General features: G+C 72.0%; 17 protein-coding genes. 5 read left to right on the top strand and 12 right to left on the bottom strand.

Annotation, left to right across the window (positions count from 1 at the left end; translation table 11 throughout):
* Positions 1 to 16: 16 nt before the first annotated feature.
* Together ACXAHD_RS16570 and metF are read right to left on the bottom strand one after the other, a co-directional pair.
* Positions 17 to 694: a CDP-alcohol phosphatidyltransferase family protein gene (locus ACXAHD_RS16570; protein ID WP_278170301.1), complete on the bottom strand. Its 678-nt coding sequence runs from the start codon at positions 692 to 694 to the stop codon at positions 17 to 19.
* 41 nt (positions 695 to 735) lie between these two features.
* Positions 736 to 1,653, bottom strand: a complete 918-nt coding sequence (gene metF / locus ACXAHD_RS16565; protein WP_289213243.1) for a methylenetetrahydrofolate reductase [NAD(P)H] — start codon at positions 1,651 to 1,653, stop codon at positions 736 to 738.
* 60 nt (positions 1,654 to 1,713) lie between these two features.
* On the opposite strand from metF, the gene ACXAHD_RS16560 reads away from it, so the two are divergent.
* Entirely contained in the window at positions 1,714 to 2,796 is a 1,083-nt protein-coding gene (locus ACXAHD_RS16560) for a polyprenyl synthetase family protein (protein WP_289213244.1), read from the top strand.
* 22 nt (positions 2,797 to 2,818) lie between these two features.
* Here ACXAHD_RS16560 and ACXAHD_RS16555 read toward each other — a convergent pair whose 3' ends face one another.
* The 5 genes from ACXAHD_RS16555 to ACXAHD_RS16535 all read right to left on the bottom strand — a co-directional run bounded on the left by ACXAHD_RS16555 (position 2,819) and on the right by ACXAHD_RS16535 (position 5,701).
* The gene (locus ACXAHD_RS16555; RefSeq protein ID WP_281550706.1) at positions 2,819 to 2,965 is read right to left on the bottom strand and encodes a hypothetical protein; all 147 of its coding nucleotides are present in this window, start codon (positions 2,963 to 2,965) and stop codon (positions 2,819 to 2,821) included.
* A gap of 32 nt (positions 2,966 to 2,997) precedes the next feature.
* Positions 2,998 to 4,209, bottom strand: a complete 1,212-nt coding sequence (locus ACXAHD_RS16550; RefSeq protein ID WP_475051533.1) for an RNA-guided endonuclease InsQ/TnpB family protein — start codon at positions 4,207 to 4,209, stop codon at positions 2,998 to 3,000.
* A gap of 315 nt (positions 4,210 to 4,524) precedes the next feature.
* Positions 4,525 to 4,917 carry a lycopene cyclase domain-containing protein gene (locus tag ACXAHD_RS16545; RefSeq protein WP_281550708.1) on the bottom strand — a complete coding sequence of 131 codons (393 nt, stop codon included), beginning with the start codon at positions 4,915 to 4,917 and terminating at the stop codon, positions 4,525 to 4,527.
* Positions 4,914 to 5,354, bottom strand: a complete 441-nt coding sequence (locus ACXAHD_RS16540) for a lycopene cyclase domain-containing protein (RefSeq protein ID WP_281550709.1) — start codon at positions 5,352 to 5,354, stop codon at positions 4,914 to 4,916. The genes ACXAHD_RS16545 and ACXAHD_RS16540 overlap by 4 nt, the downstream gene beginning before the upstream one ends.
* 5 nt (positions 5,355 to 5,359) lie before the next feature.
* Positions 5,360 to 5,701 (bottom strand): Rv2175c family DNA-binding protein, encoded by a 342-nt coding sequence (locus tag ACXAHD_RS16535; protein WP_278174562.1) that lies wholly within the window; start codon positions 5,699 to 5,701, stop codon positions 5,360 to 5,362.
* A gap of 277 nt (positions 5,702 to 5,978) precedes the next feature.
* Here ACXAHD_RS16535 and pknB point away from each other — a divergent pair, with 277 nt between their 5' ends.
* Both pknB and ACXAHD_RS16525 read left to right on the top strand, forming a co-directional pair.
* Positions 5,979 to 8,060 (top strand): Stk1 family PASTA domain-containing Ser/Thr kinase, encoded by a 2,082-nt coding sequence (pknB, locus tag ACXAHD_RS16530; protein WP_281550711.1) that lies wholly within the window; start codon positions 5,979 to 5,981, stop codon positions 8,058 to 8,060.
* A gap of 1 nt (position 8,061) precedes the next feature.
* On the top strand, positions 8,062 to 8,952 hold the full coding sequence (locus tag ACXAHD_RS16525; protein WP_281550712.1) for a deoxyribonuclease IV: 891 nt from the start codon (positions 8,062 to 8,064) through the stop codon (positions 8,950 to 8,952).
* Here ACXAHD_RS16525 and ACXAHD_RS16520 read toward each other — a convergent pair.
* The 3 genes from ACXAHD_RS16520 to ACXAHD_RS16510 are packed head-to-tail and all read right to left on the bottom strand — an operon-like array spanning position 8,949 to position 12,058.
* Positions 8,949 to 9,971 carry a threonine aldolase family protein gene (locus ACXAHD_RS16520; protein WP_289213605.1) on the bottom strand — a complete coding sequence of 341 codons (1,023 nt, stop codon included), beginning with the start codon at positions 9,969 to 9,971 and terminating at the stop codon, positions 8,949 to 8,951. The two genes, ACXAHD_RS16525 and ACXAHD_RS16520, sit on opposite strands and share 4 nt — an antisense overlap.
* A 31-nt stretch (positions 9,972 to 10,002) precedes the next feature.
* Positions 10,003 to 11,409 (bottom strand): class II 3-deoxy-7-phosphoheptulonate synthase, encoded by a 1,407-nt coding sequence (locus ACXAHD_RS16515; protein WP_289213246.1) that lies wholly within the window; start codon positions 11,407 to 11,409, stop codon positions 10,003 to 10,005.
* Positions 11,410 to 11,467: 58 nt separating this feature from the next.
* Positions 11,468 to 12,058 (bottom strand): hypothetical protein, encoded by a 591-nt coding sequence (locus ACXAHD_RS16510; protein ID WP_289213247.1) that lies wholly within the window; start codon positions 12,056 to 12,058, stop codon positions 11,468 to 11,470.
* A gap of 311 nt (positions 12,059 to 12,369) precedes the next feature.
* On the opposite strand from ACXAHD_RS16510, the gene ACXAHD_RS16505 reads away from it, so the two are divergent.
* Positions 12,370 to 13,680, top strand: coding sequence for an ABC transporter substrate-binding protein (locus ACXAHD_RS16505; RefSeq protein ID WP_289213248.1), 1,311 nt, complete (start codon positions 12,370 to 12,372; stop codon positions 13,678 to 13,680).
* 169 nt (positions 13,681 to 13,849) lie between these two features.
* Here the strand turns inward: ACXAHD_RS16505 and ACXAHD_RS16500 are convergent, their stop codons facing one another.
* Both ACXAHD_RS16500 and ACXAHD_RS16495 read right to left on the bottom strand, forming a co-directional pair.
* Positions 13,850 to 16,672, bottom strand: coding sequence for an AAA family ATPase (locus tag ACXAHD_RS16500; protein ID WP_281567401.1), 2,823 nt, complete (start codon positions 16,670 to 16,672; stop codon positions 13,850 to 13,852).
* Positions 16,673 to 16,741: 69 nt separating this feature from the next.
* Positions 16,742 to 17,830: a hypothetical protein gene (locus tag ACXAHD_RS16495; RefSeq protein WP_475051529.1), complete on the bottom strand. Its 1,089-nt coding sequence runs from the start codon at positions 17,828 to 17,830 to the stop codon at positions 16,742 to 16,744.
* Positions 17,831 to 18,358: 528 nt separating this feature from the next.
* Here ACXAHD_RS16495 and ACXAHD_RS16490 point away from each other — a divergent pair.
* Positions 18,359 to 19,468: a ScyD/ScyE family protein gene (locus ACXAHD_RS16490; protein WP_281553663.1), complete on the top strand. Its 1,110-nt coding sequence runs from the start codon at positions 18,359 to 18,361 to the stop codon at positions 19,466 to 19,468.
* Positions 19,469 to 19,589: the final 121 nt, after the last annotated feature.

The raw sequence follows: 19,589 nt of genomic DNA, 5'->3' as shown, positions 1-19,589 counted from the left end.
CCAACGCCCAGGACCGTCAGGCCAAGGCGCGGCGGACGGCGGTGAACAGTTGGCTGAGCCCGAACAGGCCGAGCAGCACCCAGACCGAGGTTGCCAGGGTGAGCACCCCGGCGGCGAGGTCCGGTGCGATCAGCGCGGCGGCACCGGCCAGCAGCAGGCCGACCAGGGCGATGCTGACCCGGGTCGGTCGTTCCCCGACCGTCACCGCGCCGATCTCCCGCATGCCGGCCGCCGCCGCCCGGGCCCGCAGGTACTCGTGCAGCCAGGACAGCGTGCCGGCGGCGACGACCAGCGGACCGGGGGCGCCGGCCAGCCAGAAGCCGAGCAGCCAGAACGCCTCACCCGCCCGGTCGGCGAGCGAGTCGTAGACGTAGCCGAGCCGGGTGGTCCGGCCGGTGACCACGGCCAGCGCGCCGTCGACGGTGTCGGCGACCGCGGCCAGCAGCACCAGGCCGGCGGCGGCGAGCAGGCCGGGACCGCCGCGCGGGGCAAGCACCGGCACCCCGAGGCAGAGCAGCACTCCGGCGGCGGTGACCGCGGTCGGGCCGACCTTGGCCCGGCCGAGCAGGTCTGCGACGGCGTGCGCGGCGCGCAGCCAGTAGCGCACCACCGGGGTGGCGGTGCGGGGGTCGAAACCGCCGTGCAGCCGTGCCCAGGTGACGGCGTAGTCCTGCCAGTTGAGCCGGGTCTCCACGACAGCTCAACCGCTGCGGGACGGCTCGGGTGGCGGGCCGGTCACGCCCGGGTGCCGGCGGCGACGTTGAGCCACACCTCGCGGGTGGCCGTCGACCGGTTCATGGTGATGAAGTGCAGACCGGGCACGCCTTCGTCGATCAGCCGCTGGCAGAGCTGGTTGGCCTGGTCGATGCCGAGGCGGCGGACCGCGTCGGCGTCGTCGGCGACCCGGGCGAACTGGGCGGCCAGCGCCGGCGGGAACGGGGCACCGGACAGCTGTTCGGAGCGCTCGATGGTGGCCAGTTTGGTGACCGGCATCACACCGGGCAGGATCGGGGTGTCGCAGCCGGCCGCCGCGACCCGGTCCCGCAGCCGCAGGTAGTCGTCGGCGTCGAAGACCATCTGGGTGATCGCGAAGTCCGCACCGGCCCGGCATTTGCGGACGAAGTACCGGGTGTCGGTGGCGATATCCGGCGAGCGCGGGTGTTTGTACGGGAAGGCGGCCACGCCGACGCTGAAGTCACCCGACTCGCGGACCAGCCGGACCAGGTCCTCGGCGTAGTGCACGCCCTGCGGGTGGGCCACCCACTCCCCGGTCGGGTCACCGGGCGGGTCGCCCCGCACGGCGAGCACGTTGCGCACGCCGGCACCGGCCAGCCGGCCGATGACGTTGCGCAGCTCGGCGACCGAATGGTCGACGGCGGTCAGGTGCGCCATCGGCAGCAGGGTCGTCTCGGTGGCGATCCGTTCGGTGACGTCGACCGTGGTGTCCCGGGTGGTGCCACCGGCGCCGTAGGTGATCGACACGAACGACGGCCGCAGCGGCTCCAGCTCGCGGACCGCCTGCCAGAGCAACTGCTCGCCGGCGGGGGTCTTCGGCGGGAAGAACTCGAACGAGAAGGTCGGCTGGCCGGCGCGGATCAGCTCCCCGATCGACGGCTGCGAGCCGGGGAGTACGGACGGTAGACCGAGAGCCACGCAGCCGACTGTACCGGGTGGCCTGCGGGCGGCGCATCGACCAGCCGATAGCGTCAGGGAGTGGCAGACAGCATCACGGTCGCGCCGACCGACCGGGCCGACCTGCGTCGACGTGTCGACCGGGCGTTGGCCGACTTCCTCCAGGGCCGGCGACGCTGGCTGGGCGACGTCGACGAGGCGCTGCTGCCGGTGGCCGCGGCGATCGAGGACTTCGTGCTCGGCGGCGGCAAACGGCTGCGGCCGGCGTTCGGCTACTGGGGTTACCGGGGAGCCGGCGGCGGCGACTCACCCGAGGTGGTCGCGGCCCTGGCGGCGCTGGAGTTCGTGCAGGCCAGCGCCCTGATCCACGACGATCTGGTGGACGGTTCGGACACCCGGCGCGGCGAGCCGTCGATCCACCGGCGGTTCGCCGCGCACCACCGGCGCAGCGGGTGGCGCGGGCCGGCGGACGGCTTCGGTGCCTCGGCGGCGGTGCTGCTGGGCGATCTGTGCCTGGTCTGGTCCGACGAGCTGCTGCACGGTGCCGGGCTGACCGACGGGATGCTGCGGCGGGCCCGGCCGGTCTTCGACGAGATGCGCACCGAGGTCACCGTCGGGCAGTACCTGGACGTGCTCACCCAGTTCACCGGCGACACCTCGGTGCACCGGGCCACCCAGGTGGCCCGGCTCAAGTCGGCGAAGTACACCGTGGAGCGGCCGCTGCTGCTGGGCGCGGCGTTGGCCGACGCGCCGGCCGCCGTCGCCGCCGGCTACTCCGGGTACGGGTTGCCGCTCGGTGAGGCGTTCCAGCTGCGTGACGACGTACTCGGGGTGTTCGGCGATCCGGCGCTCACCGGCAAGCCGGCCGGCGACGACCTGCGGGAGGGCAAACGTACCTTCCTGGTGGCGTCCGCGTACCGGACGACGTCGCCGGCCGGCCGGGGGTTGCTGGACGACCGGCTCGGTGATCCGGCGCTCGACGCCGACGGGATCGAACGGCTGCGCGAGGTGATCGTCGCCAGTGGCGCGTTGGCCGTCACCGAGGCACGGATCACCGAGCTGACCGAGCGGGCGTTGACCGCGTTGGCGCCGGTGCCGGTCGAGCCCGAGGCCGGGCAGGTGCTCCGGGATCTGGCGGTGGCGGCGACCACCCGTACCGGCTGACCGCCGCCCACGCCAGACCGGCTCAGCTCAGCCGGTAACTGTTGGCGAAGTTGTTCGGGCTGCACGTGTTGAGCCGGTTGGTCACCAGGTCGTAGGTGTACCCGGACGGGACGGTGCAGGTGGAGATGTTGTCCCTGGGCAACCGCAGCCGGTAGCTGTTGGCGAACATGTCGAACCTTTCCCTTGACAATCCTCCCCGCACTAAGGGACGGGGATTCCCTGGGTCGCCCCAGGGGGTTCCTGCTTCGCCGACGACCGCCCCGTCCGAGAGGAGGACTCCCGGTGAGGTCTTACACCGCCTCCACAGGCAATCACGGAGAGCCCCTCCGCGAGAATGTTGCGGGCCGCGTTGACGTCCCGGTCATGGGCCTGCCCGCACCGGCAGGTCCACGACCGGACCGCCAACGGCATCCGGCCAGCCAGTTCGCCGCAGTCCGAGCACAGTCGGGTCGACGGGAACCAGCGGTCCACGACCACCAGATCGCGGCCGTACCAGTCCGTTTTGTACTCCAGCATGCTGCGGAACTGCCGCCAGGCCGCGTCGGAGATGGCGCGGGCCAGACGGTGGTTGGCCATCATGGTGCGGACGGTCAGGTCCTCGATCACGATCGTTTGGGTTTCACGAACGAGCCGAGTGGTCAACTTGTGCAGGTGATCGCGGCGGCGGTCGGCGACCCGGGCATGAACCCGGGCCACCGCCAGCCGAGCCTTGGCCCGGTTCGCCGAACCTTTGGCCTTGCGTGCGAGGTTCCGCTGGGCGCGGGCCAGCCGCCGCCGGTCACGGCGTTCATGTCCCGGGTTGGGGATCTTCTCCCCGGTGGACAGGGTGAACAGGCTGTCGAGGCCGGCGTCGACCCCCACCACGGCAGTGGTGGCCGGGGCCGGCTCGATCCGGTCCTCGCAGAGCAGGGAGACGAACCAGCGGCCCGCCGGGTCCTGCGACACCGTCACCGTCGACGGCGCCGCACCCTCCGGCAACGGTCGGGACCACACGATGTCCAACGGATCGGACATCTTCGCCAGGGTCAGCCGACCGTCGCGCCACCGGAACGCGCTGGCGGTGTACTCCGCCGACCGCCGCGACCGCTTCCTCGACTTGAACGTCGGGTACCGGGCCCGTTTCGCCCAGAAGTTGGCGAACGCGGTCTGCAGTGGCCCCAGCGCCTGCTGCAGAGGGACGCAGGAGACGTCGTTGAGGAACGCCAGTTCGTCGGTCTTCTTCCACCCGGTGAGCATCGCCGACGTGGCGTTGTAGGTGACCCGTTCCCGACGCAGGGTCCACGCCTCGCTGCGGGCGGCCAGCGCCATGTTGTACACCAGCCGGACACAACCGAACGTCCGGGCGAGCTCGGCGGCCTGCCCGGGGGTGGGGTGGAAGCGGTACCTGAACGCCCGCTTCACGGTCCTGGACACAGTCCACAGTCTAGCGATTCGGTCGTGAGCCGTGGGGTCGCGTGTGGGGTGGACGCCGATCCGCCTTGGCGGCGGATCGGCTTTCCCTGTCCTGCTCCGCAGGGGTTCCGTTTCCTCCCCGGCCGCAACGCCGGAGTATCCACGGAAGGCATCCGATGATAGATTTCTCCCCTTCGGGCAGAACAGAACGGGGGTATAGGCAGGTTCGCGCGACCGCAGTACGGACGATAGACGATCAGATGACGTAAATCAATGCGTCACATCGTGACGGACTTTGCCGTAAACAAATCGGTTGAATTGCATAGCAGTTTCCGGTCAGTGCTCGTCTCTGCCGGTGTCCCCGGGCCGGCGCCCCGGACGCCGCCGCAGCCGGGCGAGCAGCCAGTCGCCCTCGCCGGCCGCCGGGGTGCGCTGCACGCCACGCCGCCCCAGCCAGACCCACACCGAGAGGGTGAACAGCACCATCGTGAATCCGAACAGCAGATCCTCGACCGGCGCGTACGCGATCCGCAGCCCGACGATGGCGGCCGGGTCGTAGCGCACGATGGCACGGCCGGTCAGGATCCCGTTGGAGAGCAACTGGAAGCCGACGATGATCGGGTAGGTCGCCCAGAAGACCGCCCGCAGCACCAGTCGGGTGCGCAGCACCACGAGGTCGACCAGCACGGCGGCCACCACCCCGAGCAGCGCGGCGACGGTGTAGCTCACCGGACTCGCCGCCGGCCGGCATCGGCCCCGTCGCCGCCCCGACTGCGGTCGGCCTCGTCGCCCGCCGGCCGGTGGTCGGCCTCGTCGCCGGCCGACCAGCGGTCGTCGGGGCGGCGTGGGCGGCCGGGCGGGGTACGCACCGCGCGGACCGCCTCGAACCCCAGCACCGTGCAGATCGGCACGACCACGAAGAACAGCAGCTCGTCCAGTGGCAGCCGGCCGGGCAGCAGCACACCGGTGGTCTGGGCGGGGTCGAAACTCCAGTGCCCGGCGGCGATCGCGGCCAGGTCCCAGGCTGCGAAGACCACCACCACCGCCAGCAGGGTCAAAGACAGCCGACGCCACCGGCGGAGCACGTTGACCCGCAGCACCGGCTCCAGCCAGATCGCGGCGAACAGGCAGCCGGCCAGCACCGCCAGGTAGCTGAGCTGACCCATGCCGGTTAGAAACCCTCGGCCTGTGCCCGACGTTTCACCTCGCGGGCGCGGTCGCCGCCGAGCGCCGTCGCGGGCGTGCCGGGCAGCGAGTCGTCCGGCCGGTACAGCCAGCCCAGCATCTCCTCGTCGGAGAAGCCGGCGTCGTGCAGCAGGGTCAGGATGCCGGGCAGGTGCTTGCGTACGGTGTGGTTGGCCACCAACTCGGCCGGCACCCGGCGGACCCCGTCGCGGCGGACGGCGAGCAGCTCCCGGTCCCGGATCATCTGGTGGACCTTGCTGATCGTCACGTCGAGGCGTTCGGCGACATCGGGCAGGGTCAGCCAACCGGCCGGCTCGCCGACGGTCACCGGCCCGGTCCCACCGGGGGCCGGCGGCGCTGGGGTCGAGGCGGGATCTGTCACGTCACCACCCTGCCACGCACCAGCCCCGCCGGCACCACTGACCCCGTCCTGGCGCGCCAGGGGCCCGTCCGGTTGCGCCGCGCCGGGTCGCCGTTCGGTGGGCCTGGGCGGGTTGCCAGTTGGTTGCCGTGCGCTGCCGGCAGGTAACGGTTTGGCCCGGTTCGGCGGACCCGGCCTGATCGGAGTTCTGCCCTCCCCCTGCGGCCGCATAGACTGCCTGCCGATGGACACACAGGTCGCCGACTCGCTGCTGGGCTCGTTGATCGACGGGCGGTACCGGATCCGTGCCCGGGTGGCGCGGGGTGGCATGGCGACCGTGTACACGGCGACCGACGAACGGCTCGAGCGCACCGTCGCGCTGAAGATCATCCATCCGACCCAGCTCAACGACGTGCAGGGTCGCGATGCCGGGTTCCTCGACCGGTTCACCGACGAGGCCAAGACCATCGCCCGGCTGACCCACCCCAACGTGGTCGCCGTCTACGACCAGGGCACCCACCTCGGGCTGCCGTACCTGGTGATGGAGTACGTCCGGGGCCGGACGCTGCGCGACGTGCTGGCCGAGCGACGGCGGCTCAACCCGGGCGAGGCGCTGGCGATCCTGGAGCAGATGCTGGCAGCGATCGGTGCCGCCCACCGGGCCGGCCTGGTGCACCGCGACGTCAAACCCGAAAACGTGCTGGTCGCCGAGGCGCCGACCGGCGGCGCCGGGAACCTGATCGACAGCGTCGTGAAGGTCGCCGATTTCGGCCTGGCCCAGGCGGTGCAGGCCAGCGCCGAGGCCGGCGGCGGTCAACTGATGGCCACCGTGGCGTACGTGGCGCCGGAGCTCGTCACCCAGGGCCGGGCCGATCCGCGTACCGACGTCTACTCGGCGGGCATCGTGCTGTTCGAGATGCTCACCGGTCGGGTGCCCTACGACGGTGACCGCCCGGCGGAGGTCGCCTGGCAGCACGTCGACCAGGACGTGCCACCGCCGTCGCAGTCGGTGCCGGGTGTCCCGGCGATGGTCGACGACCTGGTCGTGCGGGCAACCCGCCGGGATCCGGGTGAACGCCCCACCGACGCCGGAGCGCTGCTGTCCGACGTCCAGGTGGTCCGCGACGATCTCGGCAACGCGAGCGCCAATACGGCGGTGCTGCGCCAACTGGCGCAGCCCACGATGGCGGTCTCGCCGGTGCCGGAGGCCGAGCGCCCGTCCTGGGCCCGACTGCCGGAGCCGAAGGACCGACGGGACCGGTCGGCACCGCGCCGACGGGCCGCCTCCAGCACCGTGGTCCGCTCGGCCGCCGCCGGTGGGCCACCGGTGATGGCCAGCGGCGGAGCCGACCCGGCTCCCGGCCGGCGGCGCAGCACCGAGCGGAGCCGGGCGAAGAGCACCGAGCAGCCCGGCGGCGCAGGCCTGGGCGGGCTGCGGGACCGGCTGGTGGAGAACCCGCGGGCCCGGCTGGCGGCGATCGCCGGGGCGCTGGTGTTCCTGCTGCTACTCGGGGTCGGCGGCTGGTGGCTCGGGGCCGGCCGGTACACCGTCGCGCCCAGCATGGTCGGCCTCGACCAGGCGCAGGCACAGGCACTGGCCGCGCAGCGCGGCCTCACGATCAGCGTCGCCGACCCCCGGCACGACGAGAACGTCGCCCGGGATCTGGTGCTGGCCCAGGATCCGCCCAGCAACGGCCGGATCGTCCGCGGCGGCGAGATCACCCTGACCTTCTCCCTCGGTCCCGAGCGCTACGCGGTGCCCGACGTGGTCGGCAAGACGCTCGACCTGGCCCGGGTCGACCTGGAGAAGGCGCAGCTGGTGTTGGAGCAGGCGGCCGACCGGTACGACGACAACCTGCCCGCCGGCGTGGTGGCCGCCGTCGACCCGCCGGTCGGCACCGAGGTGCAGGCCGGCGAGGTGGTGAAGGTGACGGTCAGCAAGGGCCGGGCCCCGATCACCGTGCCCAACGTAGTGGGGCTCGACGTCGACGAGGCCCGGCGGATGCTGGAGGAGCTCAAGCTCGAGCCGCTGGTCGCCTCCGAGGAGTCGGACAAGCCGAAGGACCAGGTCATCGGTCAGGAGCCGGCGGACGGCGCCGGGGTGGAAGAGGGTACGGAGATCAAGCTCAGGGTGAGCGAGGGCCCGCCGGCGGTCGTCGTGCCGAGGATGATCGACCGGCCATGTCAGGAGGCGCTGGCCGAACTGCAGGGCCTGGGCTTCCCGGTCCGGGTCGACTTCAACCCCAACGGCACGGTCCGCTACCAGAGCCCCAACGACGGGTCCGAGGTGCCGCCCGGCACCGAGATCGTGATCGGCTGTCTCTGAGATGTCGGTCGACGGTTCCGCCGGGCACCGGCCGGTCGGCTCGCACACGCCCACCTCGGGCGGGCTGGCCCGAGCCGCGCTGCCGTACGCCGACGCGGCCGCCTCCGAGGTGGTGCAGGTGTACATCGGCAACTCGCGCGGCTGGGCGATGCCCGACGGCGACCCGGCCCAGGACGTGGCGTTCCGCGACGGCTGCGCCGAGCGTGGGCTGCGCGCGTACATCCACGCCTCGCTGCTGGTGAACCTCGGATCGCCGACCGCCGCCACGGTGGAACGCTCTGCCGCGACCCTGGCGCACGCGCTGCGCCGGGGCCGGGCGATCGGCGCCGAGGCGGTCATCTTCCACGCCGGCAGCGCCGTCGACGACGGGTACGCCGACACCGCTATGCGGCAGGTCCGCGAGGCGCTGCTGCCGTTGCTGGACGCCGCCGAGGCCGCCGACGGACCGATGCTGCTGGTCGAGCCGAGCGCCGGCGGCGGCCGGTCGCTGGCGTCCCGGGTGGAGCATCTGCGGCCGTACCTCGCCGCGGTGGACTGGCATCCCCGGATGGGCGTCTGCTTCGACACCTGCCACGCGTGGGCCGCCGGGCACGACGTGGCCGGCCCGGGTGGCATGACCGCGACGATCGACGCGCTGGTCGACGCCGTCGGGGCGGACCGGCTGCGGCTGGTGCACGCCAACGACTCCCGCGACGGTTGCGGGTCCACCCGGGACCGGCACGAGACGATCGGCGCGGGCATGATCGGCGAGGCGGCGTTCGCCGAGCTGATGCGGCATCCGGCCACTGCCGGCGTGCCGGTGCTGGTCGAGACGCCGAGCGAGAAGCACGTCGGGCACGCCGCCGACGTCGCGACGCTGCGTCGCCTGGTCGAGGCGGCGACTGTGCGCTAGCGGCGCAGAATGGCGCCGAGCACCTCGCCCGCCCGGTCCACCGCCGTGTCGTCGACGTCCAGGTGTGTGACCAGCCGGGCGGCGGTCGGCCCGAGCACCGACACCAGCACCCCGTCGGCCCGGGCCGCCTCGGCCAGTGCCGGGGCGTCCAGCGTGGTCTTGGTCAGATCGAGACCGACGATGTTGCTGCGCACCTGGTCCGGGCACGCCACACCGTACGGCTCCAACGCCTGCGCCAGTCGGGCCGCCCGCACATGGTCGTCGGCGAGCCGGTCCACGTGGTGCGCCAGGGCGTACCGCCCGGCGGCGGCGAGCACCCCGGCCTGACGCATCCCGCCGCCCATCCGCTTACGCAGGACGCGGGCGGCCGCGACCCGCTCGGCGCTGCCGACCAGCACCGAGCCGACCGGTGCGCCGAGCCCTTTGGACAGGCACACCGAGACGGTGTCGAACAACGCGCCGTAGTCGGCCAGCGGCACGCCGTCGGCGACGTGGGCGTGCCAGATCCGGGCACCGTCGCAGTGCAGCGCCACCCCGGCCGCGGCGGTCACCTCGCGGAGGCGGCGCAGCACCGGCGTACCGATGATCTGCCCGCCGGAGCGGTTGTGGGTCTGCTCGACGGCGACCGCCCGGGTCGGCACCGCGCCGAAGCCGGCCGGCCGGATCATCGCCGCGACCAGGTCCGGGTCCGGGTCACCGCCGGCGGCCGGCCAGGTCCGCGAGGAGATCCCGCCGTACGCCGCCGCAGCACCGACCTCGTAGGTGACCACGTGTGCGTCGGCGTCGCAGAGCAACTCGCCGCCGGGCGGCACCAGGGTCTGCAGGGCGACCTGGTTGGCCATCGTACCGGTCGGGGCGAACAGTCCGGCCTCGTGCCCGAACATCGCCGCGACCTCGGACTCCAGCGCGTTGACCGTCGGATCCTCGCCGTACACGTCGTCGCCGACCTCGGCGGCGGCCATCGCCGCCCGCATCCCCGGCGTCGGCCGGGTGACGGTGTCCGACCGCAGGTCGACCACCGGCCCGGCGGCGCTGCCGAGCGGGGTCGGCTCAGCCACGGAGCATCTCCGCGACCAGGAAGGCCAGCTCCAGGGACTGCTGGGTGTTGAGCCGCGGATCGCAGGCGGTCTCGTAGCGGTCCGGCAGGTGGATGTCCTCGATCGCCTGAGCGCCGCCGAGGCACTCGGTGACGTCCTCACCGGTCAACTCGACGTGCAGACCACCGGGGTGGGTCAGCAGGCCCCGGTGCACCTCGAAGTAGCCGAGCACCTCGTCGACGATCCGGTCGAAGTGTCGGGTCTTGTAGCCGTTGGACGACTCGTGGGTGTTGCCGTGCATCGGGTCGCACTGCCACACCACCCGGGCACCGGCGGCGGTGACCTTCTCCACGATCGGCGGCAGCGCGTCGCGGACCTTGTGGTTGCCCATCCGGCTGATCAGCGTGAGCCGGCCGGGGATGTTGTCCGGGTTGAGCTTCTCGCACAGTTCGAGGGCCTGCTCGGGGCTGGTGCCGGGGCCGAGCTTGACGCCGATCGGGTTGGCGATGCGGGAGATGAAGTCGATGTGCGCGCCGTCGATCTGCCGGGTCCGCTCGCCGACCCACAGGAAGTGCCCGGACAGTCCGTAGGGGCGCTCGCCGGAGATCCGGGTCAGCGCCCGGTCGTACTCCAGCGCGAGCGCCTCGTGCGAGCAGTAGAGGGTGACAGTCCGCAACGCCTCGTCGTCGGTCATCCCGCAGGCCTGGATGAACGCCAACGCCCGGTCGATCTCCCGGGCGATCGCCTCGTAGCGTTCGCCGGCCGGGGACCGCTTGACGAACCCCTTGTTCCAGTCGTGCACCGCGTGCAGGTCGGCCAGCCCACCGGCGAGGTAGGCGCGGAGCATGTTCATCGCGGCGGCGGAGTTGGCGTACGCCCGGATCATCCGCTGCGGATCGGCGATCCGGGCCTGGGCCGTGGTGTCCAGCGAGTTGATCATGTCGCCGCGGTACGCGGGCAGCCCGAGCGCGTCGGTCGGCGCGGATCGGGGCTTGGTGTACTGACCGGCGACCCGGGCCACCTTGACCACCGGCAGCGACGCGCCGTACGTCAGCACCACCGCCATCTGCAGGATGGTACGGGCGTTGGCCAGCAGGTGGCTCTCGGTGTTGTCGGTGAAGGTCTCGGCGCAGTCGCCGCCCTGCAGCAGGAAGGCCTTGCCGTCACAGACCAGCGCCAGCCGCTCCCGCAACTGGTCGACCTCGTACGGGGCGACCACCGACGGGACGTTGCCCAGCACCTGGCACACCTCGTCGACGACGGCCGGATCCGGCCAGGGCGGTGTCTGTGCCCGGGGCAGGCCACGCCACCGGTCCAGTCCGAACGCCTCGTCCTCGACCGAGTTGGCGGCGGGACGGCTGGTCTGCAGGCTCGGGTGCCCGACCGACGGGTAGCTCAACTGATGCCATTCTTGGCCCATGGCCAAAGCCTAGACCGGCGGCGCGGCGACGGACCCGCCGGCCGGGCCGGCACCGGGCTCACCCCGCCGGGGCGGTGCCGGGCTCGCCCGCCGGGGCGGGAGGTGGTCCGCTAGCCGGGGCGGTGCCGGCACCGCTGGGCTGGTCCGTCGGCGCCGTTGTCTCGTCGTGGATGCACCAGTCGCCGTCACCGGCGCCGACCGGCGTCACGGTGAACACGAGACGGACCTGGATCGTCTCAGGCCCGGCCCGGAGCGTGGTGGATCCGACGGCAGCGGTGACGGTGGCGGTGACCTCGTGGCCGACCGGGACCGGCCGGGAAGCCACGATCTCCCCCTGCTCCACCATCACCGACTCGGCGAAGTCGCCGTTGGGGCCGGTGGCGCTCGCGTCGAAGATCTCCTGAGTCGCGGCGCAGAGTTGGGCGCGCCCTTTGTCGAGGTCCTTGGCGACCATCGCGTCGAGGTAGTCCTGCACGAGCCGCCGGGACTCTTCGGCACCAATAGGCACGTCCGTCCCGGTCGGTTCCGGCTGTGGTTGCGGGCTGACGGTGCAGCCGGTGGCCGTCGATATCAGCAGGGCCAGGGTGCCGACGGCCATGCCGCAGGCTGGTAGCGACCTGGTCCGCATCCGCAGCGCGCTGGTCCGCATTCGATCCCTCCCGTGCCGCTGGCCGATGTCGCGGCAGGCCGCCGTCACCAGCCGCCGAGTCTACGACCGGACCGGCGGAAACTGATCCGTCATGGGATTGACATGCCGTCAACACAGTCGTAGCTTCCTTGTCGAATCGCTTCGTCGAAGCGTTTCGACAACCAAGTCGCCCCCTTCACCGATCAGCCGCGTTCGAGCCCCCGCCGCCAGCGGGCGGCCTCACCGCGGTCCGTGACCTTCACCCGACCCCTGTCCCCGTGGCGGCGCCCGCACCGCGCCGCCCCTGCGGCACACCCGCGAGGAGGCTGGAAATGTTCCGTCGACAGATAACAAGCACCCGCACCCTGATAGCCGCCGCACTCACCGCTACCGCCCTGACCCTGTCGGCCTGCGGCGCCGATGCCGACGACAGCGGCGACGGCAGCACCCTGCGCCTGTGGCACTACGAAGGCGTCAACAGCGCCATGGGCATCGCCTGGGCCGAAGCCATCAAGCAGTTCGAGGCCAGCCATCCCGGCGTCACCGTGGTCTACGAGGAGAAGGGCTTTGAGCAGATCCGGCAGAACGCCGGCATGATCCTCAACTCCGACGAGGGCCCGGACATCCTGGAGTACAACAAGGGCAACGCGAGCGCCGGTCTGCTGTCCAAGCAAGGCCTGCTCACCGACCTCAGCGACGTGGTGGCCGAACGCGGCTGGGACGAGATGATCTCGCCGAGCGTCGCCACCACCTGCAGGTACGACGGCAACGGGGTGATGGGTGGCGACACCTGGTACGGCATCCCCAACTACGGCGAATTCGTGATGGTCTACTACAACAAGGACATGTTCGCCGAGTACGACCTGTCGGTGCCGACCACCTTCGCCGAGTTCGAAGGCGTCCTGGACACCTTCGTCGACAACGGCGTCACTCCGATCTCGGTCGGCGGCGCCGAGTACCCGGCCCAGCAGATCCTCTACGAGTTGGCGTTGACCCGGGCCGACCGGTCCTTTGTCGACGACTTTCAGCTGTACGCCAACCCGGTCGACTTCCACGGTCCGGAGTTCAGCTACGCGGCCACCACGTTCGCCGAGTGGGTCGACAAGGGCTACATCGGCGCCGACTCCGCCGGCATCAAGGCCGAGGACATGGGCGTCGCCTTCACCCAGGGCAGCTTCCCGATCATGATCTCCGGCAGCTGGTGGTACGGCCGGATGAGCGACGAGATCACCGACTTCGAGTGGGGCACCTTCCTCTTCCCCGGCAGCGACCTGCACCCCGGCTCCGGCGGAAACATCTGGGTGGTGCCGAGCAACGCCAAGAACAAGGACCTCGCCTACGACTTCATCGACATCACCATGCAGCCGGACATCCAGAACCTGCTCGGCGAGTCCGGCGGGGTGCCGCTGGCCGCGGACCCGGCCGCGATCACCAACCCGAAGGCCAAGGAGCTGATCGAGAACTTCAACACGCTCAACGACTCCGACGGGCTGGCCTTCTACCCGGACTGGCCGGCACCGGGCTACTACGACGTCCTGGTCGCCGGGGTCCAGCAGCTGATCAACGGCAGCAAGTCGCCGGACGAGGTGCTCGACGAGATCGCCAAGCCGTACAACGACAACCTGGCCAGCATCGGCGAGTGAGCGACGACCGTGCGGGGGGGGGGGGGGGGGGAGGGGGAGGGTGGGGGGGGGGGTTGTTTCGCTCGGGGGTGGTTCCTTTCGTGTGTTGTGGTTGTGTGGTCTGCCGCACCACCCCCGGACGGGGGCACCACCCCGGACGGACCGCGCCCCTTGACGGGGCGCAGCCGGATCAGCGGGCCACGAGAGTACGGGCCGGAGACATCGGTGACTGCCCGGAGACCTCGTACTGCGACAGCTCCGACGGCAGATCGGCGCGGCGGGTCACCTTCAGCTTCCGGTAGACCCGGGTGAGATGCTGCTCGACGGTGCTGACGGTGATGTACAACGTGCGACCGATCTCCCGGTTGGTGTGCCCCAGGGCGGCCAGCGCGGCCACGTTGCGTTCCGCCTCGCTCAACGCGGCGACGCCGGTCGGGCCGACGTTGTCCGCCGCCGGCGGCTCGACCGCCGCCCCCACCTCGACCGGTCCACCCGCCGCCTGACAGACCTTGAGTTCCTGTTCGGCGCGGCGCAGCACCAACCGGGCCTGCCCGAGGTCGCCGGCTTCCCGGTGCGCCTGGCTCAGGTCGGCCAGCGCGTACGCCAACTCGAGCCGGTCGCCGCAGCGTTCCAGCAGCTCGATGGCCTGATGCAACAGTTCGGTCCGGTCCCGCGCCGCGCCCACGGCGGCGAGGACCCGCAGTGCCGCGCCACGCGCCCGGTCCCCCGCCCGCTCCATCCGGTCGGAGACCAGGTGCCGGCCCTTGCCCCGCAGGCCGACCCGCAGATACGCCTGGGCGAGCGGGCAACGCCACGGGATCATCGCCGGTACGTCGACAGCCAGCCGCTTGAGCAGCTCACCACAGCGTTCCAGTTCGTCCACCGCGGCCAGTGGCCGACCGGCGGCCAGACTGTGACTGCCGCTGGCGTACAGGTAGTGGGCACCAGCGACGGTATCGAACATCGCCTCGGGGACGGCGGCGTCCAGCAACGCGGCCGCCTCGTCGAGGCGTCCCATGGCGGTGCGGGCCAGGACCATCGTCGCCAGCGGCAGCCCGACGAGCACCCCCCAGTCACGCGCCGGCAGGATCGCCAGCGCCTCCGCCGCCGCCACGTCCGCACCGGCCAGATCACCACGCCGCCAGGCGAGGTCGGCCCGGACCCAGCTCAGCAACGCGCGCCCGGCCCCGGTGCGGCGCCGCTCGGTGCTGTCGAGCAGGGTCTGCGCCCAGTGGCGGGCGTGCTCGGGGCGTCCGGCGTACTCCAGCACCAGCAACGCCAGGGCGGCGACTTCCGGTGGCGCCTCACCCGCGCAGCTCTGCAACGCGTGCTCGGCGCTGCCCACCGGTGGTGTCGCGGATCGGGCCAGCGTGAGCTGCGCCGCCCCGGCCAGCGGCCCGCCGGGTGTCGGGGCCGGGGTCACGAGCCAGCCCTGGACCGGCTCGGCCAGCCGTTGCCAGATCGGCCCGTACACCCATTCCAAGGTCAGGCGCAGCTCGGTGAGACTGGTGGCGTCCGCCGGACCGTGGCGTCCGCCGACGGCGTCGACGGCGTCGAGGGCTGCCGTCAGCTCTCCCTGCCAGAGCAGGTGGCGGATCACCGGTGCGGCGTCCCGCCAGGGCAGGGTCCCTGCGCTCAGCGCGGTACGTAGCTGGGGCAGGTGGGGGGCGAGTGCGGACGGATTCGCCCGCCAGGCCAGCCGGGCCAGGACGGCCCGCAACGCCAGCCGCTCGTCGTCGTCGCAGTTGCGCAACGCCAGGTCGAGGCAGCCGACCGCGAACCGGTCGTCCTCGGCGATCACCTGTTCCGCTGCGTGTCGCAGCAGGCGTACCGCCCATGGCCCCGGGACCGCGTTGGCGGCCACCAGGTGCCGGGCGACCTCGACCGTCTCCGCCGACCGCCCGTACAGCAGTTCGGCCGCCCGCAGGTGCCACCCGGCGAGCTTCTCCGGGGCGATGCCCGCCAGCAGGATGTCGCGGATCACCGGATGGCGGATGCAGTCGCTGACCACCAGCCCGGCGGCCCGCAGCACGTCGAAGGCGGGTCCGAGAGGCCGGTCGGCCAGTCGGAGCAGCTGTGCGGTGAGCTCCTGGGTGGCGCACTCACCGAACAACGCGATACCCCGCGCCACCACCAGGATCTCCTCGTCCCAGCGGGTCACGCAGTCCCAGACGTCCTGGTGGAACACCGGCCCGGCGACCGGCGCGACGCACGCCGCACCCGCCAGGTTCGCCGCGCCTGAGGCGTCTGCGACGCCGGCCGGGTCTGCGGCTCTGGCGGCGTTCGCGGCCCGGAGCTGGTCCTCGATCAGCGCATGGGTCAGGAGCGGGTTCCCGCCGGTGATGGCGTGCATCCGGGCGGCGAGCCCGGCGGGTGTCCCGGAACCGCCCAGCCGGCGAGCCACCAGGTCGGCGGTGCCGGCGCAGGTCAGCGGGGCAACCGTGATCCGGGCGTGCGGCTGCCGGGCCACCTCGGCGTGCAGTTGGGTACGCGGCAGGCTGGGCCACTCCCATTCGGTCATCGCCAGCAGTACGCGGGCCGGCCGGATCCGCCGCCGGAGGCTGACCAGTACCTGCAGGGACGGTCGGTCGGCGAACTGAATGTCGTCGATGGCGATCACCACCGGCCGGTCGGCCGCGAGCTCCAGCAGCAGTGCGCACAAGCCGTGCACCGCCCGCGCGTCCAGTCCGCCGCCGTGCGGCGTACCGCCAGGTCCGGGCAGCGCCGCCGGAAGCGTCAGTTCCGTCATCCGACCGGCAATCTCGGGTGCCAGCGGCGCGCTGCGGATCAGCTGCCAGACGACCCCCAACGGCAGTTCACGCTCGGCCCTGGCGCCTGTCGCGCTCAGCACCAGCGCCCCGGTTGCCGCGGCGCGCTCGGCGAACGCGTGCAGCAGTTCGGTCTTACCGGTGGCCGGACCGCCCCGGACCAGGGCGACCCTGCCGCGTCCCGCAGCGCTCTCGGCCAGCAGATCGGTCAGTGACGACAGTTCTCCGTTTCGTTCTACCAGCATGGCTTTCCCCGATCCTTCTTGGTCGCGCGGATTCCCCCATCCGCGCGGTCGATATGGTCGTCGCACCGGTCACGGCCACTCGTCACGCTGCACCCCGAATCCACGGGACAGCGCCGCGCGATGCAACGTGCAGGCGAGCCGTACGTCGAGCGCCCACGCCCCGAGCAGGTCGACCAGCAGGATGTCGTCGGCGCCGGTGCGACCGGCGTGCTCACCGGTCAGCAGCTGTCCCAACTCGGCTTCGATCGGCCGGACGTCACGGCTCGACCTGCCCGGTCGACCCGTTCGACGTCGGCGCGGCCGCAGGCCGCCGGACCGGCGAGCTCCAGCGGCTGCCGGCGACGGTTGCCCGCCGTGCGGCGTCGGCCACGTGTCCTCAGGCGACGACTCGACACACCAGGGCGACGGCTCGTAGGCGACGTCGCCATCGGCGGTGCGCTCGTAGGCGACGTCGCCATCGGCGGTGCGCTCGTAGGCGACGTCGCGGCCGGAACCTCCCGGCCGGCTCAACGACGCGTCGTCTACATAGATTTGCCGTGCCTGGTCGACCACCCCGCCGGCGAAGCCCACCCTGGCGGTGTTGATCAGCAACGCACCACTCGCCGGGACACCGATGTCCAGTCGGTCCGGTCGTGGCACCAGACCGACCACCAGGGTGGCGCCGAAGACCGCGTCGGCCGCCGCCTCGGTCACCGTCCAGCCGACGCCGGCTCGGTCGAGCTCAGCCAGCAGCTGCGGTTGGACGCGCTCCTGCGAGGACGCTCCGGCACCGTGAAAGATCGCCACGTGGCTGAGCCCACCGGCCCGGCCGAGGATCAGTGGGAGCAGCAGGCTGGTCGCGGATCCCGGACCGAGCACGGCGGCGGTCACCGCGCCCGGGGTCACCAACGCCCGGACGGCGATGGTGGCGAGCGCCGCCATCCGGGAGGCGGCAAGCGCCCGGGCCGGCAGCACGCAGCGCCGGCCGACCCGTTGGTCCTCCAGCAGGACGAGATCATCCGGCCCCGGCAGCTGGATGATGCGTCCGTCCGGCATGTCGTCCCCCACCTTCCCGGTCACCCCGTCGCGTAGCTCCTCGGCGAGCAGGTCGACCGCGTCAACCGCGTACAGCGCGCTGACCAGCTCGTCGGTGTTGAGCTGAAGGACGCGGCCGCTCATTCGACAGTGGCTCCCTCCAGCCGGTGACCAGGAGGCCGCTCAACGTGACGCGGCGGCCTGGGCGGCAGGCTAGCCACGGCGGCTTTCCGAACGCTCTCGATGTGCTCTCAGTGGACCGAGAGTCCATCGAGAGCGGGACGCGACATGCTGCGGTCGGTCCACCAACGGATGCGTCGAGAAACAACACGGAGGCGACAGGACATGCGATTCCACCGGGAGTTGAGCCCGACGTCAACCCGCGCACGTTCGCCGAGGACCCCGTACACACCGCAGCTGCTCGGGTTGCTCGCGGCCGCTGCCATGCTCGTGGGGGCCGTGACGACAGCGGCCGCCGGGCCGCAGACGCAGGCCGGTTCCGTCCCGGCCGAAGCGACCAGCGATCCCAGCGACATGCACTGGTGACGAGGACAGGTGGCGAGCCGGCCAGACCCGCTGCTGGACCACTTCGATGGGGATCCGACCATCGGCTCCATTTGTCACACCTGGCCCTCGGCGTGCCCGAGGTGATCGTTTCCAGAGAGGATCCTGATGAGAGAACTGGCCAGACGTACCTTGGCGGTGACAGCGGGCCTCGCCGTCGTGCTGTCACCAGGCGCGGCGACCGCCGCCCAGGCCGGCAGTTCCCAGCCCACCCTGCAGGTCGTCGCCAGCGGGTTGAACAACCCTCGGCACCTGGTCGTCGACCGGGGCACGATCTGGGTCGCGGAGGCCGGCGTCGGCGGTGACCTGCAGTGCATCATCACCCCTGAGGGTGAGCAGTGCCTGGGGCACAGTGGAGCCATCACCACCGTCCGGAACGGAGTCGTGACCCGGGTCATCGAGGGCCTGCCGTCGCTCGGCGCACCCACCGACGGCTCGTACGCCACCGGGCCGGCCGACCTGTCGCTGCGCAACGGCCGGCTGACGGTACTCATGTCCACCTCGGGGATCGACCCGGTCACCGGAGAGAACCCGTTCGGCGCCAACGGTCCCGAGATGGGCCGGCTGCTGCACTTCATCTGCCCGGGCGCCGGGCACGTGCGGCTCGGCGCCGACTTCGGCGTCCACGAGGCGCGGCACAACCCCGACGGCGGTGCCGGGGCACCCGCGGGCGCCGAGATCGAGTCCAACCCGTACGGGATGGTTCCGTTCCGGGGCGGTTTCGCGGTAACCGACGCCGGCGGCAACGATCTGCTCTGGGCCACCCGGGGCGGCCGGATCAAGACGCTGGCGGTGTTCCCGACCAAGGACGTCGGCGGCGGCTGGCAGCTACAGAGCGCGCCCACCGCTGTCGAGGTCGGCCCGGATGGGGCGCTGTACGTGGCCGAGCTGAGCGTCGTCGCGGGAACCGCCCGGGTCTACCGGGTGGTGCCCGGCCAGGAGCCGACCGTCTTCGCTGACGGGTTCACCCTGCTCACCGACCTCGCCTTCGACCGTCAGGGGCGGCTGCTGACGCTCTCGATGGCCAAGGACGGCGCGATCTTCCCGCCGAGTCACGGCGAGATCGTCCGCGTCGAGCACGACGGAAGCAAGACCCACTTCTCGCCGGAAGGGCTGATCGCGCCGACCGGCATCGCGGTCTCCGGTGACGACGTCTACGCCACGAGCCAGGGCGTGTCTCCCGGCATCGGCGAGATCGTAAAGCTGCGCCTGCCGTGACCGACCGGTGCGGTTTGTTCCGCAGCGGGACGACCCCACCACCCCCCACGCACAACCCCCTCCGATGTTGTTAGGTTCCCAACCCACCCGCTCTACCAGCTTTTTTCCCCCACCCTCCCAT

The sequence above is a fragment of the Micromonospora sp. ABR4_055 genome, from assembly GCF_056160425.1.
The sequence above is the reverse complement of the archived record's forward strand: the minus strand, read 5'-3'. Positions and strand labels throughout refer to the sequence as shown.

Excerpts from the sequence above, each read along its gene's own strand:
- pknB (WP_281550711.1), top strand. The coding sequence starts at position 5,979 with ATGGACACACAGGTCGCCGACTCGCTGCTGGGCTCGTTGATCGACGGG.
- ACXAHD_RS16540 (WP_281550709.1), bottom strand. The coding sequence starts at position 5,354 with ATGGGTCAGCTCAGCTACCTGGCGGTGCTGGCCGGCTGCCTGTTCGCC.
- ACXAHD_RS16495 (WP_475051529.1), bottom strand. The coding sequence starts at position 17,830 with ATGAGCGGCCGCGTCCTTCAGCTCAACACCGACGAGCTGGTCAGCGCG.
- ACXAHD_RS16515 (WP_289213246.1), bottom strand. The coding sequence starts at position 11,409 with ATGGGCCAAGAATGGCATCAGTTGAGCTACCCGTCGGTCGGGCACCCG.
- ACXAHD_RS16555 (WP_281550706.1), bottom strand. The coding sequence starts at position 2,965 with ATGTTCGCCAACAGCTACCGGCTGCGGTTGCCCAGGGACAACATCTCC.
- ACXAHD_RS16505 (WP_289213248.1), top strand. The coding sequence starts at position 12,370 with ATGTTCCGTCGACAGATAACAAGCACCCGCACCCTGATAGCCGCCGCA.
- ACXAHD_RS16525 (WP_281550712.1), top strand. The coding sequence starts at position 8,062 with ATGTCGGTCGACGGTTCCGCCGGGCACCGGCCGGTCGGCTCGCACACG.
- ACXAHD_RS16500 (WP_281567401.1), bottom strand. The coding sequence starts at position 16,672 with ATGCTGGTAGAACGAAACGGAGAACTGTCGTCACTGACCGATCTGCTG.
- ACXAHD_RS16510 (WP_289213247.1), bottom strand. The coding sequence starts at position 12,058 with ATGCGGACCAGCGCGCTGCGGATGCGGACCAGGTCGCTACCAGCCTGC.
- ACXAHD_RS16490 (WP_281553663.1), top strand. The coding sequence starts at position 18,359 with ATGAGAGAACTGGCCAGACGTACCTTGGCGGTGACAGCGGGCCTCGCC.